General features: G+C 61.6%; 13 protein-coding genes. 12 read left to right on the forward strand and 1 reads right to left on the reverse strand.

Features of this window, described 5'->3' with window-relative positions:
- Positions 1 to 26 precede the first annotated feature (26 nt).
- From ASE04_RS20830 to lysS, 4 genes are all read left to right on the forward strand, one after another.
- Positions 27 to 785: a bestrophin-like domain gene (locus tag ASE04_RS20830; RefSeq protein ID WP_056821354.1), complete on the forward strand. Its 759-nt coding sequence runs from the start codon at positions 27 to 29 to the stop codon at positions 783 to 785.
- Positions 786 to 914: 129 nt separating this feature from the next.
- Entirely contained in the window at positions 915 to 2,684 is a 1,770-nt protein-coding gene (locus tag ASE04_RS20835; protein ID WP_056821357.1) for an SLC13 family permease, read from the forward strand.
- A gap of 190 nt (positions 2,685 to 2,874) precedes the next feature.
- The gene (gene gltX, locus ASE04_RS20840; RefSeq protein WP_056821358.1) at positions 2,875 to 4,332 is read left to right on the forward strand and encodes a glutamate--tRNA ligase; all 1,458 of its coding nucleotides are present in this window, start codon (positions 2,875 to 2,877) and stop codon (positions 4,330 to 4,332) included.
- A gap of 16 nt (positions 4,333 to 4,348) precedes the next feature.
- Positions 4,349 to 5,845 carry a lysine--tRNA ligase gene (gene lysS / locus ASE04_RS20845; RefSeq protein WP_056821361.1) on the forward strand — a complete coding sequence of 499 codons (1,497 nt, stop codon included), beginning with the start codon at positions 4,349 to 4,351 and terminating at the stop codon, positions 5,843 to 5,845.
- Between the two features lie 64 nt (positions 5,846 to 5,909).
- Here the strand turns inward: lysS and ASE04_RS20850 are convergent, their stop codons facing one another.
- Positions 5,910 to 6,647, reverse strand: coding sequence for a hypothetical protein (locus tag ASE04_RS20850; protein WP_056821363.1), 738 nt, complete (start codon positions 6,645 to 6,647; stop codon positions 5,910 to 5,912).
- 181 nt (positions 6,648 to 6,828) lie between these two features.
- Between ASE04_RS20850 and ASE04_RS20855 the strand changes: the two genes are divergently transcribed.
- The 8 genes from ASE04_RS20855 (at position 6,829) to ASE04_RS30280 (ending at position 14,346) form a co-directional block, all read left to right on the forward strand.
- Positions 6,829 to 7,737 (forward strand): LysR family transcriptional regulator, encoded by a 909-nt coding sequence (locus ASE04_RS20855; protein WP_056821365.1) that lies wholly within the window; start codon positions 6,829 to 6,831, stop codon positions 7,735 to 7,737.
- A gap of 131 nt (positions 7,738 to 7,868) precedes the next feature.
- Positions 7,869 to 9,026 (forward strand): ABC transporter substrate-binding protein, encoded by a 1,158-nt coding sequence (locus ASE04_RS20860; RefSeq protein WP_056821536.1) that lies wholly within the window; start codon positions 7,869 to 7,871, stop codon positions 9,024 to 9,026.
- A gap of 214 nt (positions 9,027 to 9,240) precedes the next feature.
- Complete coding sequence (locus ASE04_RS20865; protein WP_056821367.1) at positions 9,241 to 10,227, forward strand: ABC transporter ATP-binding protein; 987 nt, start codon at positions 9,241 to 9,243, stop codon at positions 10,225 to 10,227.
- On the forward strand, positions 10,224 to 11,198 hold the full coding sequence (locus tag ASE04_RS20870; RefSeq protein ID WP_056821369.1) for an ABC transporter permease: 975 nt from the start codon (positions 10,224 to 10,226) through the stop codon (positions 11,196 to 11,198). The genes ASE04_RS20865 and ASE04_RS20870 overlap by 4 nt, the downstream gene beginning before the upstream one ends.
- Positions 11,188 to 12,003 (forward strand): ABC transporter permease, encoded by an 816-nt coding sequence (locus ASE04_RS20875; protein ID WP_056821371.1) that lies wholly within the window; start codon positions 11,188 to 11,190, stop codon positions 12,001 to 12,003. Before ASE04_RS20870 ends, ASE04_RS20875 begins: the two co-directional genes overlap by 11 nt.
- Before the next feature lie 52 nt (positions 12,004 to 12,055).
- A complete protein-coding gene (locus ASE04_RS20880) occupies positions 12,056 to 13,483 on the forward strand; it encodes a gamma-aminobutyraldehyde dehydrogenase (protein WP_056821374.1) in 1,428 nt (475 codons plus the stop codon).
- 83 nt (positions 13,484 to 13,566) lie between these two features.
- On the forward strand, positions 13,567 to 14,061 hold the full coding sequence (locus ASE04_RS20885) for an ester cyclase (protein WP_056821376.1): 495 nt from the start codon (positions 13,567 to 13,569) through the stop codon (positions 14,059 to 14,061).
- A gap of 111 nt (positions 14,062 to 14,172) precedes the next feature.
- Complete coding sequence (locus ASE04_RS30280) at positions 14,173 to 14,346, forward strand: DUF1328 domain-containing protein (protein ID WP_082597416.1); 174 nt, start codon at positions 14,173 to 14,175, stop codon at positions 14,344 to 14,346.
- Positions 14,347 to 14,455 lie beyond the last annotated feature (109 nt).

A 14,455-nucleotide genomic window follows, 5' to 3' on the forward strand; every position in this document is an offset into this window, starting at 1 on the left:
TTGAAACAGCGTCGAGGGGAAATGGAATGGGGCGAGAACTGCTCGTGGCGGCCGCGATTTTCGCGCTGCTTTTGACCGCCTCCATCGGAACGATGCTGACCTACTCGAAACTGCCGGTGCATCATCGCCAGGAAGAGACGAACACCGTCGTTCGGCTGGTCGCCAATATCTTCGTGGTCATGACCTCATTGGTTTTCGGCCTGATGATCAATTCGTCGAAGAACACCTTCGCGCTGATCGATAGCGACGTTCACTCCTTCGCCACGCAGATCATCCTGCTTGACCGGACGTTGCGCACCTACGGAATCGAGGCGAACGAAACCCGGGCTCGACTTCAGACCTACGTCGAGAAGGCCTTGTCCAACCCGGCCCCGGCACAGGATCCCCTGGTCAAGAGCGACCGGACGAGCGAACTTGCGTTGAACGCCGTCGGAGACAGCCTTTCCCTGATCTTTCCGAGAGATCCCGGACATGCCGCCCTCTGGAGCGACGCGCGCCAGCAATATCAAAAGATCGTCGAACAACGATGGGTCATCGTCGAGCAATCCGAGGGCGTCATCCCAAGGCCGCTGATAACGATGCTGGTGGCCTGGCTGACGCTGATATTTGTAAGCTTCGGCTACCGGGCACCCCGAAACATAATTGTCATCCTGATGTTCCTGATCGCGGCCTTGCTGATATCTCTCTCCATTTTCATCGTCCTCGATATGGACATTCCGTTCACCGGCTGGATCCAGATCGCCGACACGCCGCTGCGCAGGGCGCTCGCGGAACTCAGAAGCTGATGGGCGCCACGGGATGCCGCGCGGACAACCAAGTTTTGCTCGATCACCGGGATTGAATAGGCGCTCACGCGGCACAGTTATTCAGGTGACAGAAGACCTTTTGCCGCCAATCGCAATTTCCGGAAGAGCATGACAACCCAACAGATCCTCGCCTTCGGCGTCATCGGCCTGATGATGGCGGTCTTCATCTGGGACCGGTTTCGCTATGACCTCGTTGCCTGTTGCGCCCTGGTGCTGGCCGTCTGCGTCGGCATCGTCCCTTTCGACAAGGCATTCTCCGGCTTCAGCGACGACATCGTCATCATTGTCGGAAGCGCCCTCGTTGTCAGCGCCGGCGTCGCGCGCTCCGGCATCGTCGACAGCACGATCAAGCGTTTCTTCCCCAACCTGAATACGCTGCATACGCAACTGGCGCTGCTGCTCGTCGTCGTCGCCGTGCTGTCCGCCTTCATCAAGAACATCGGCGCCCTGGCGATCATGATCCCGGTCGCCTTCCAGTTCGCCCGAAAGAGCGGCAAGTCGCCGTCGCTCTATCTGATGCCGATGAGCTTCGCAGCCCTGCTCGGCGGTCTCATGACGCAGATCGGCACCTCACCGAACATCGTCGTCTCTCGCCTGCGTGCAGAGATCACCGGCACGCCGTTCACGATGTTCGACTTCACGCCCGTCGGCGCGACCCTGGCACTGGTGGGCGTGGTCTTTTTGATCTTCTTCCACTGGCTCGTCCCGGAGCGGCAGAACGAAACGCCCTCCCTGGAGGAGGCGCTCGACGTCAAGGCCTACTTCTCCGAAGCCACGGTCGTCGAAGGTTCGCCAACCGAAGGCAAGCAGCTGAGCGACCTGCTGCACGCAGGCGACGGCGACGCGGTAGCGACCGCTATCCTGCGCGGTCACACACGCCTCTCTCCCTTTCCCGATGTCGAGATGAAAAGCGGTGACACGCTGCTCCTCGAGGGCACGCCGGACGCGCTCGACCGGATCGTCTCGAACGGCAAGCTGAAACTATCAGGCAAACCGCTCGACGGCACCGCGGAACGGAGCGACGTCATCTCGATCGAAGCCGTCATAACAGCGGAATCGCAATTGATCGGCTGGTCGGCACGGCAGCTATCCCTGCACAACCGTCGCGGGATCAATCTGCTCGCCGTCAGCCGCCAGGGTCATCGCCTCAGCGAACGGCTGAGCGAGGTCACGCTGCGGGCCGGCGATGTTCTCGTATTGCAGGGAAGTCGCCGCAACCTGCCGGGCTTTCTCCAGGACTTCACCTGCCTGCCGCTGGCCCAGCGTGAAATCCTGCTCGGCACGCCACGTCGGGCATATGTGCCAATCATCATTCTGCTGGCCGCCATGGGCATCACGGCAGCCGGTCTTGCGCCCGTCTCCGTCGCCTTCTTCTGCGCGGCCCTGGCAATGGTCGTCTTCCGGGTCGTACCGCTTGTCGACGTCTACAAGGCGTTGGACGCGCCGATCCTGATCATGCTCGCAGCGCTTATCCCCGTCTCCGACACCATGCGTACGACAGGCGGAAGCGAGCTGATCGCCGGCTGGCTCGGCCATCTGGCGGCGCAGATGCCGCATTATGGGGCGCTGGCTTTGATCCTGGTGACGGCAATGGCCGTGACGCCGTTTCTCAACAATGCCGCGACCGTCCTGGTCATGGCTCCGATTGCTGCAAGCTTCGCGCAGACGCTCGGCTACAAGCCGGATGCTTTCCTGATGGCGGTGGCGATCGGCGCCGGCTGCGATTTCCTGACGCCGATCGGCCATCAGTGCAATACGCTGGTGTTCGGCCCCGGCGGCTATCGCTTCAGCGACTATCCGCGTCTCGGATTGCCGCTTTCGGCGCTCATCATTCTCGTCAGCGTGCCGCTGCTACTTTACGTTTGGCCGGTGACCTGATGCCGAGGCGCCATTTTCCTTGACGCACGCGGTCGAATATGGCCTTAAAGCCAGCCAAATGGGCAATCGGCGGATGAACGGGGGCAACGCCCTTTTCCGGCCGGTTTCCTGATACAATTATCTGAATTCCTTCCGGCCGAACGTCGCTTTCTGGAAAAGCCGTCCGGCATTCATTTGACGGGCACATAAAATGACAGCTTCCGGCGTCCGCGTCCGCATTGCTCCCTCGCCAACAGGCGAGCCGCATGTCGGCACTGCTTACATCGCTCTCTTCAACTATCTTTTCGCCAAGAAGAACGGCGGCGAGTTCATCCTGCGCATCGAAGACACCGATGCGACGCGCTCGACCCCGGAATTCGAGCAGAAGGTGTTGGACGCGCTGAAATGGTGCGGCCTCGAATGGAAGGAAGGCCCCGACATCGGCGGCCCCTATGGCCCCTATCGTCAGTCCGACCGCAAGGACATCTACACCCCATACGGCCAGGAACTTCTGGACAAGGGCCATGCGTTCCGCTGTTTCTGCACGCCCGAGCGTCTGGAAAAGATGCGCGAAGAACAGCGCGCGGCCAGCAAGGCGCCGAAGTATGACGGTCTTTGCCTGAAGTATTCGGCCGAGGAAGTCAGCGCCAAGATGGCGTCAGGCGAAGCCTCTGTCATCCGCATGAAGATTCCGACCGAAGGCTCCTGCGACTTTACCGACGGCGTTTACGGCGATGTCTCCATCCCGTGGGACAGTGTCGACATGCAGGTCCTGATCAAGGGCGACGGCATGCCGACCTATCACATGGCAAACGTCATCGACGACCATCTGATGCGGATCACCCATGTCGCGCGCGGCGAAGAGTGGCTGGCATCCGTGCCGAAGCACATCCTGCTGTACCGCTACTTCGGCTGGGAACAGCCGGTGTTCATGCATCTTTCACTGATGCGCAACGCCGACAAGTCGAAGCTCTCGAAGCGCAAGAACCCGACGTCGATCTCCTACTACTCCGCTCTCGGCTATATCCCGGAAGCGCTGATGAACTTCCTCGGCCTGTTCTTCGTGCAGATCGCCGAAGGCGAAGAACTGCTGACGATGGAAGAGCTCTCCGCGAAGTTCGATCCTGAAAACCTTTCCAAGGCCGGCGCGATCTTCGACATCCAGAAGCTCGACTGGCTGAACGGTCGCTGGATCCGCGAGAAGCTGTCGGAACAAGAGTTCCAGAGCCGCGTGCTGACCTGGGCGATGGAGAACGACCGTCTGAAGGCCGGGTTGCGCCTGTCGCAGTCACGTATCTCCAAGCTTGGTGAACTGCCGGAACTCGCGGGCTTCCTGCTGAAGTCCGATCTCGGCCTCGACCCCTCGGCCTTCGCCAAGATCAAGTCGCCGCCGGAGGAGATCCTCGAGATCCTCAACACCGTTCAGCCGGATCTCGAAAAGATCCTCGAATGGAACGTCGAGACGATCGAAGCCGAACTGCGCGCCATTGCCGACCGCATGGGCAAGAAGCTGAAGGTCATCGTGGCGCCGCTCTTCGTTGCCGTCTCCGGCTCGTCGCGCTCGCTGCCGCTCTTCGACTCGATGGCGATCCTCGGCCGCTCCGTCGTGCGCCAGCGGCTGAAACTGGCCTCCCAGGCAGTCGCCTCCCTCGTCGGCCCGAAGAACTGAACCGGACGTTTGCATCATGACTGAAAAGACCGAAACAGCGACCCTTTCCTCCGACGCGACCGAAGTCCGCGCCCAGAAGCTGAAGCTGCTGCGCGAACAGATCGGCGACGTTTATCCGGCGCATTTCCACCGGACGATGACGAACGCCGAACTGGCGGAGAAGTATAAGGATCTCGAATCCGACGTCGAAACGCAGGATGTCGTGACCGTCGCCGGTCGCGTCTATTCCTCGCGCAATTCGGGCATGTTCATGGATATCCATGACGCCGGCGGCAAGATCCAGATCTTCAGCCACAAGGATGTGACGCCGGAAGAAGCCCGCAACATGCTCGGCATGATCGACATCGGCGACATCATCGGCGTCACCGGCACCGTGCGCCGTACCAAGCGCGGCGAGCTGTCGATCAACGCCCGCGAAATCACCATGCTGACCAAGTCGCTGCTCCCCATGCCGGAGAAGTGGAACGGCATTGCAGACGTCGAAATCCGCTATCGCAAGCGTCATCTCGACATCCTCAGCAACGAGGAGTCCAAGCTCCGCTTCCAGCAGCGTTCGAAGATCGTTTCCGGCATCCGTCGCTTCATGGAAAACGACGGCTTCATGGAAGTCGAAACGCCGATGCTGCATTCGGTCTATGGCGGCGCCACCGCCGAGCCGTTCAAGACGCATCACAACACGCTGAAGCTCGACATGTACCTACGCATCGCGCCGGAACTGTTCCTGAAGCGGACGCTGGTCTCAGGCCTCACCGACAAGGTGTTCGAGATCAACCGCAACTTCCGCAACGAAGGCGTCTCGACCCGGCACAATCCTGAATTCACGATGATGGAGTGCTATTGGGCCTACGCCGACTACGAGGACATCATGGACCTCGTCGAACGGCTGTTCGAAACCCTGGCGCTCGCGATCCACGGCACGACGGAGTTCCCCTTCGGCGACAAGCAGCTCTCCTTCAAGGGTCCGTTCAAGCGCGTTCCGATGCCTGACGCCGTCAAGGAAGTGACCGGCCTCGACTTCCTCGCCATGAAGACAGACGAAGAAGCACGCGCCGCCGCCAAGGCTGCCGGCTTCGAAGTCGAGAAGGACTGGACCTGGGGCGAATGCCTCGCCTTCATCTTCGAAGAGAAGGTCGAGAGCACGCTGATCCAGCCGAGCCACGTCACCCACTTCCCGAAGGATATCTCCCCCTTCGCCAAGGAAGTGCCGGGCGAGCCGCGCCTCGTCGAGCGTTTCGAGACCTACTGCAACGCCTGGGAACTCGGCAACGCATTCTCCGAACTCAACGATCCGGAAGAACAGCGCCGCCGCATGGTCGAGCAGCTGGAGCAGGCACATGCCCGCGGCGAAAAGGAAAAACAGCTGGACGACGAGTTCCTCGATGCGATCGACCAGGGCATGCCGCCGGCAGGTGGCCTCGGCATCGGCGTCGACCGCCTGATCATGCTTTTGACCAACGCGCCGTCGATCCGCGACGTCATCCTCTTCCCGGCCCGCCGCAGCAAGGCGGATTGAGCCGGCCTATAGGGAATTCAAAAGGCGGCGGCCCAAGGGCTTGCCGCCTTTTTTATTGGAGTGATCAGTGGCCGGCTGCGGGTGCGGCTTCCTCGGCAGCGGGCGCCTCGGCCGGCGCTGCGCCGTGCTCGCCGCCTTCGGCGGGCTTTTCTTCCTTCGCCTCGCCCTTCTTTCCACCCTTCTTGCCCTTGCCTCCGCCTTCACCTTCTCCACCCGTGGTGGCGGCAACAGCAATGGGATCGATGCAGTCCGAGTAGTCCTTGAAGGATGCGTTCAGCGTGGTGATTTCATCTTCAGGCAGGTCGATGCGTTCGCCGAAGAACAGCCCGTTGGAGGCCGCCGTTCCATCGTAGTAACGCGCCGTGTAGGTCTTCGCTTCCTCGCTTTCGAGGACGGGATCGGGATGCGGAATATAAACGACGTCGGCACCCATCGCGCGGCCGCGAATATCAGAGCGCAGCGTCGGGCCGTTGGTATCGAGGACCACGACCTGCACGAGATCGGGCTTCTGCGCTTCGTAGATCGCCTTGGCCACCCGAAGCGCGGTCCTGACACGCGTCATACCGTCCGTCGGCTCGGTCTTGATATACTTGCGGACCCAGATGCGGTTCTGCTTCTTGATGGTCACGAGGTTGACGTCGGTGCAGGCAAGTCCGTTGGTTTCCTCTGCGGATGGGCCGAGGATTTTGTCTTTGCCAATATAAAGCGCGGCACCGCCGGAGACGCCCCCAAGGAGGGCGACGCCAGCGATGATAAACACCAATTTCCGGGAGGGCCGGAAGATGCGCAGTAGGGCCTTCACGCCAACTGCTCCGCCATTAACAAGCTCCAACGCAATACGAGTGGTTTCGACGCTAGAGAAATGACGTTTCCGAATGCTTAAACGCGGCCTCCAACTTTGCGTCAGTATGGGATTAGCACCAAAAAAGGTCCAAGCTTTCCCTATGCTTGCCAATTCGCCAGCCACCATGCTCTAACGACGCATGGCCTTCACGCTTCGTCAGATCCAGTATTTCGTCGCCGTCGCCGAACAGGGCTCCGTAACGCGCGCCGCGCAGAACCTTTCGATCTCGCAATCCTCGGTTACGGAAGCACTCAAGGAACTAGAAACCGACCTCGGCGTCGAGCTGTTCGACCGCCATCCGCGCGGCCTGACGATCACCCATAACGGCCACCAGTTCCTGCGCCACGCGACGAAGATACTGGCAAGCGTCTCGGACGCCCGCACCAGCTTTTCCGGCAAACAGAACGAGCAGTCGGGCAAGCTCAACATCGGCGTCACGTCGCTGGTCGCCGGCTATGTGCTCTCCGATCTCCTGGCACGCTATCGCCGCGCCTGCCCGGGCGTCGACGTCAGCGCCATCGAGGATAATGGCGGCTATCTCGAGCATCTGCTCGTCGGCGGCGAATTGGACGTGGCTGTCATGGTCATTTCCAACCTGCGCGACCGCATGGCCCTGCAGGCGGAAATCCTCGAAACCTCGCCTTATCGCCTGTGGCTGCCGATGGGTCATCCGTTGGTCTCGGCCGATATCATTTCCGTCGCCGACATCGCCCGTGAACCCCTCATCATGCTGACCGTCGATGAAATCGAGGAGAACACCGGCAAGCTCTTGTCGGCGCTCGGCGCCCGCCCGCATGTCGCCTTCCGCACCCGCTCCGTCGAAGCGGTGCGCAGCCTGGTTGCAACCGGCGCCGGCGTGGCGCTACTGCCCGATCTCGTCTACCGCCCCTGGTCGCTGGAAGGCGACCGCATCGAGAGCAGAGACGTGTCCGGCTCTTTGCCGGTCGTGCAGGTCGGCATGGTCTGGCGCAAGGGGTCGAGCCTGCCGCAGGCGGCGCGCGATTTCGTGGGCATCGCCGAAGCACTGCGTTCCGGCCGGCCACGCTGATGACTCGGCGCGATATCGGAAATCCCGATATCGCCTTTCTGATAAATGAATTTGCGAAACCGGAAAATTCGTCGCACCTTTTCAACCGGGAACATAACGCCACGAAAAGTGGCACAACCGGGAGACATCAGATGAAATATCTTCTGAAATCGTGCACTGTTGCGCTCGCGAGCCTGAGTTTCGTGACGCAGGTTATCGCCGCCGAGCCATTAAAGACACTCGGCAAGGGCGAAGGCGCCGTCAGCATCGTGGCCTGGGCCGGCTATATCGAGCGCGGCGAAAGCGACAAGAATTACGACTGGGTTACCTCCTTCGAAAAAGAGACCGGCTGCAAGGTCTCGGTGAAGACCGCCGCCACGTCCGACGAAATGGTCTCGCTGATGAACGAAGGCGGCTTCGACCTCGTCACCGCCTCCGGCGACGCCTCGTTGCGCCTCGTGGCCGGCAAGCGCGTCCAGCCGATCAACACCGACCTCATCCCCAGCTTCAAGAACGTCGACGAGCGCCTGCAGAACGCGCCCTGGTACACGGTCGACAAGGTTCACTACGGTGTTCCCTATCTCTGGGGACCGAACGTCCTGATGTACAACACCGACGCCTTCAAGGGCGAGGCGCCGAAGAGCTGGAAGGTGGTATTCGAGGAAGAGACGCTTCCGGACGGCAAGTCCAACAAGGGCCGCGTCCAGGCCTATGACGGCCCGATCTACATTGCCGACGCCGCCCTCTATCTCATGGCCCACAAGCCCGAACTTAAGATCAAGAACCCCTACGAGCTCAACGAGGACCAGTACAAGGCGGCCCTCGATCTGCTGCGCGGTCAGCGCAAGCTCGTCTCCCGCTACTGGCACGACGCAATGATCCAGATCGACGACTTCAAGAACGAAGGCGTCGTCGCCTCTGGCTCCTGGCCCTTCCAGGTCAACCTGATGCAGGCGGACAAGCAGAAGATCGCCTCCACCTTCCCCGAGGAAGGCGTTACCGGCTGGGCTGATACGACCATGCTGCACGCCGCCAGCGAGCACCCGAACTGCGCCTACATGTGGATGGAACATTCCCTGTCCGCCAAGGTCCAGGGCGACGCCGCCGCCTGGTTCGGCGCCGTTCCCTCGGTTCCGGCTGCCTGCAAGGGCAACGAGCTGATGACGGATACCGGTTGCGCCACGAATGGCTATGACCACTTCGACAAGATCAAGTTCTGGAGAACCCCGACAGCCAAGTGCGAACAGGGCGAGTGCGTGCCCTATCACCGCTGGGTGTCGGACTATATCGGCGTGATCGGCGGGCGGTAAGCGCTCGCAACCTCGACGCCTGTGGCAAGTCCCCTCCCCAACCCCTCCCCACAAGGGAGGGGCCAGAGCGGCATCGCCTCGCTCATCCCCGTAGGCTTTGAATGGTCGGAAAGGATGCAGCAGGTTAAACCCCTCCCCCTTGTTGGAAGGGGTTTGGGGCGGGGCATTTTCTCCGCACCACACATCTCTCTATCGACAGAATTCGGAGCCCCCCATGACCGCCGCAGTCCGTTTCCAACAGGTCTCACGCCATTTCGGCCAGGTTCGGGCTGTCGACAGCGTCGATCTCGAAATCGCACCGGGCGAATTTTTCGCGATGCTCGGTCCGTCCGGTTCCGGCAAGACCACCTGTCTGCGCCTGATCGCCGGCTTCGAGCAGCCGACCGGCGGCCACATCGAAATCTTCGGAGAGACGGCCGAGGGGATCCCGCCCTATCGCCGCAACGTCAACACCGTCTTCCAGGACTATGCCCTCTTCCCGCACCTCAACATTCTCGACAACGTCGCCTACGGGCTGATGGTCAAGGGTGTCGGCAAGACTGAGCGCACGAAGGCCGCCGAGCAGGCGCTTGAGTTGGTGAAGCTCCCCGGCTACGGCGCGCGCAAGCCCGGCCAACTCTCCGGCGGCCAGCGGCAGCGCGTGGCGCTCGCCCGCGCCCTCGTCAACAAGCCGAAGGTTCTCCTCCTCGACGAACCGCTCGGCGCTCTCGACCTGAAGCTGCGCGAGCAGATGCAGGAGGAGTTGAAGAGCCTGCAGCGCGCGCTTGGCATCACCTTCATCTTCGTCACCCACGATCAGGGCGAGGCCCTGTCGATGGCCGACCGCGTCGCCGTCTTCAACGATGGCGGCATCGTGCAGGAAGGCACGCCGCATGACATCTACCGCCGTCCGAAGACGCGCTTCGTCGCCGATTTCGTCGGCTCCTCCAATGTCATCGCGCCCGACCTGATGACCGCGCTCGGCGGCGAGAAACGTTGGGCGAGCCTGCGTCCCGAAGCGATCCATGTCGCCGGCGACGGTATCGAGGCGCGCGTCGAAAACGCAAGCTTCCTGGGTGCCGCAACCCGCCTGACGGTCGCCGCCAAAGGCACGCGCCTGCATGTGATGCTGCCCGCCGGCGCCAATGTCCCCGGTGTCGGCGCGAACGTTCGTCTCGCCTGGCAGCCTGTCGACGTGCACTACATGGACGACGCAGCATGACCGCCCTTGCTCTTAGCAAGCAGGCGGCGCTGCGCGAGACATCCATCCTGCCCGGTCGCGGCGGCCTCTTCGGCCAGCTCTCCGACGCCTTCTGGCGGCATCCAAAGCTGCTGCTCTTCCTGATGCTGACGCCGCCGCTGTTGTGGCTCGGCGTCATCTATATCGGCTCGCTGATCGCGCTGCTGCTGCAGAGCTTCTTCTCGATCGACGATTTCTCAGGGCTGGTGAACTACGAGTTCACGCTGGCGACCTACGCGCAACTCTTCAGCCCGACGAATTTCGACATCATCATCCGCACCATCCTCATGGCGGCGCTGGTGACGCTGGCTTCCGCTGTTGTTGCCTTCCCGATCGCCTATTACGCGGCCCGCTACGCGCAGGGCAAATGGAAGGCACTGTTCTATCTCGGCGTCATGCTGCCGTTGTGGTCCAGCTATCTGGTCAAGATCTACGCCTGGAAGCTGATCCTCGCCAAGGAAGGCATCCTCACCTGGTTCTTCGCCAAGCTGCATCTCGCCTGGCTGCTCGACGGCGTGCTGGCGCTGCCCATCATCGGCGGCAACTCGCTGTCGGTCAGCTATATCGGCACCTTCCTCGTCTTCGTCTATGTCTGGTTGCCCTATATGATCCTGCCGACGCAGGCAGCGCTCGAACGTGTCCAGGGCAACCTGATCGAGGCCTCGTCCGATCTCGGGGCAACGCCGAGCCAGACCTTCCGCACGGTTCTGTTTCCGCTGGCTCTACCAGGCATCGTCGCCGGCTCGATCTTCACCTTCTCGCTGACATTGGGCGACTACATCATTCCCCAGATCATCGGCTCGTCGCGTCTCTTCGTCGGCCAGGCGGTCTATGCACAGCAGGGCACGGCCGGCAACGTCCCGCTCGCCGCCGCCTTCTCCGTCGTCCCGATCGTCATCATGGCCATCTATCTCTGGCTCGCCAAGAAACAGGGGGCCTTCAATGCGCTCTGACCGTTCGCAGCGTTCGCCGCTGCTCCTGAAGATCGCCGCCGCCGGTGGCCTGCTCTTCCTGCATTTGCCGATCCTTCTGATCTTCGTCTACGCTTTCACGACCGAAGAAAAGAGCTATCAGTGGCCGCCACCGGGCCTGACCCTGCAGTGGTTCCCTATTGCCTGGAACCGGCCGGATGTCTGGGCTGCCCTTGGACTGTCGGTGCAGGTCGCGGTGATCGCTACATCGATCGCGCTGGTGCTCGGCACGCTCTGCGCCGCCGCCGTCAGCCAGACAAAGTTCTTCGGCCGTGAGGCGATCTCGCTGCTGGTCATCCTGCCGATCGCGCTCCCCGGTATCATCACCGGCATCGCGCTGCGCTCGGCCTTCAGCCTCTTCGACATCCCCTTCTCGGTCTGGACGATCGTGCTCGGCCACGCCACCTTCTGCGTCGTCGTCGTCTACAACAACGCCGTCGCACGCTTCCGCCGCACGTCGGGATCCCTGATAGAAGCGTCGATGGATCTTGGTGCCGATGGCTTCCAGACCTTCCGCCACGTCATCCTGCCGAATATCGGCACGGCGCTTCTTGCCGGCGGCATGCTCGCCTTCGCGCTGTCCTTCGACGAGGTCATCGTCACCACCTTCACCGGCGGCCAGCAATCGACGCTGCCGATCTGGATGCTCGAGGAACTCATCCGCCCGCGCCAGCGCCCTGTTACCAACGTGGTCGCGATGGTCGTGGTGCTCGTCACCTTCCTGCCGATCCTGGCAGCCTACTATCTCACTCGCGACGGCGACCAGGTCGCCGGAGCCGGCAAATAAACAGGAAGCGGGATAAGCCCCATCCCGCCCCTCAAAGACAAGGGAGAACATAATGGACACCGCGATGCTGATTGGGTCCCGCTTCGAAGCGGGTACGGAAACGGAAGAGCACATTTTGAACCCGAAGACGGGCGAGACGGTGCTTGACCTGCCGGAAGCCTCGCTTGGCCAGATCGACGCCGCCGTAGACGCAGCGGAAAGCGCGTTCAAGCATTGGTCGCAGACGACGCCGGGCGAACGCTCCAGCTACCTCCTGAAGATCGCCGATGCGATCGAGAAGGATGCCGCCGGCTTTGCAGCCCTCGAAGCATTGAACTGCGGCAAGCCGATCAATGCCGTGCTCAACGACGAGATCCCCGCGATCGTCGATTGCTATCGCTTCTTCGCCGGTGCGGTGCGCAACCTGCATGGCCCGGTCGCCGGCGAATACCTGCCCGGTCATACCTCGATGATCCGCCGCGACGCCGTAGGCATCGTGGGATCGATCGCGCCTTGGAACTACCCGCTGATGATGATGGCCTGGAAGCTGGCGCCGGCGATCGCGGGCGGCAACACCGTCGTCTTCAAGCCTTCGGAACAGACGCCGCTCACCGCCCTGAAGATGGCAAAGCTACTTTCCGAGATCCTGCCCGAAGGCGTCGTCAACGTCATTCTCGGCCGCGGCGAGAGCGTTGGCAATGCGCTGATCAATCACCCGAAAATCTCGATGCTGTCGATAACAGGCGATGTCGCGACCGGCAAGAAGGTGCTGCAGGCGGCCGCCAAGACCGTGAAACGCACGCATCTGGAACTCGGCGGCAAGGCTCCCGTCATAGTCTTCGACGACGCCGATATTGACGCGGTTGTGTCAGGCATCCGCACCTTCGGCTACTACAATGCCGGCCAGGATTGCACCGCCGCCTGCCGCATCTATGCCGATGCCAAGGTCTACGACAAGTTCGTCGCCGACCTCTCCTCGGCCGTCTCCTCGATCAAGTTCAACCAGGCTGACGATACCGAAAACGAAATCGGCCCGTTGATCTCCAAGCGCCAGCGCGACCGCGTCGAAAGCTTCGTCGCCCGCGCGGGCGAGCACAAGCACATGGAGATCACGACCGGCGGCAAGACATCAGGTGACAAGGGCTTCTTCTACGCCCCGACAGTCATTGCAGGCGCTACACAGGAGGATGAAATCGTCCGCCGCGAAGTCTTCGGCCCCGTCGTATCGGTGACCCGCTTCACGGATGTCGAGGATGCCGTCACCTGGGCAAACGACAGCGACTATGGCCTCGCTTCGTCTGTCTGGACCAAGGACATCAGCCGCGGCATGAAGACCGCCGCCCGCCTGCAATATGGCTGCACCTGGATCAACACCCACTTCATGCTCACCAACGAGATGCCGCATGGCGGCCTGAAGCAATCGGGCTACGGCAAGGACATGTCCGTCTACGCACTGGAAGACTACACCGCCGTCCGCCACGTCATGATCAACCACGGCTGATCAGCGATCAACCACGGTTGATCCGCATGGCCGTGCCAGAGGCCCGGCCGCACCCAAAATAATAATACGCAAGGGGAGTCCACATGAAACGCCGTACCGTTCTCGCCGCCTTTGGCGGCCTCTGCCTCGCCTCGACGCTTGCAGTTGCACCCGTCTATGCCGCCGATCAGGCGCCGCTCGAGGTCGTCCAGCAGTATCTGGCGGCCTGGAACGCCCATGACGCCGCGAAAGCCGCATCCTACTTCGACGAGAAGGTAAGCTACTACGACGCATCCGTCGGCAAGCCGACAGTCGGAAAGGCCGAAGCCAAGGCCGCGGTCATCGACAACTTCATGACCGCCGCGCCGGACCTGAAGTGGGTGATGCGCGGCGATCCGATCGTCAGCGGCAACAAGGTTTCCTTCGAGTGGACCTTCACCGGCAACAACAGCGGTGCCTGGGCGGATGGCACGAAGGCGACCAACAAATCCTTCTCCTTCGATGGCGCCTCGGTTTTCGTCATAGAGAACAACGCCATCAGGCAGCAGTCGGATTACTATGATGCCCTCGGCTTCTACAAGCAGCTTGGCCTGATGTAAGCCGACAACGTTCCGGCGGCGCCCGCCCGGCGTCGCCGATTGCAGAGCTACGAATGGAACAAATTTCCTCGCACCGCGTCATCTAGGCGATGAACAAAGAGGACAAAATCCATGCTTAAATGGGCTCTCATATTTTTCGTTATTTCGCTGCTCGCCGGCTTCTTCGGCTTCTCCGGCGTGTCCGCCGCCACCGCGACGATTGCGCGTGTTCTCTTCGGTATCGCGCTGGTGATTTTCCTGATCTTCCTGATCCTGGCGCTGATGGCCGGCAACGCGGTGCTTTAGTCGGCTGCGCGCTGAGCGGAGAACAGGGGCACCGAGTCCTTGAAGCCTTTTCAGCGACACGGCACCCTGAAAAGCAAGACCGCGTGCTGCCGCTTCGGCGGCAGTTCGC

Source organism: Rhizobium sp. Root708, from assembly GCF_001429725.1.
Taxonomy (GTDB): Bacteria; Pseudomonadota; Alphaproteobacteria; order Rhizobiales; family Rhizobiaceae; genus Rhizobium.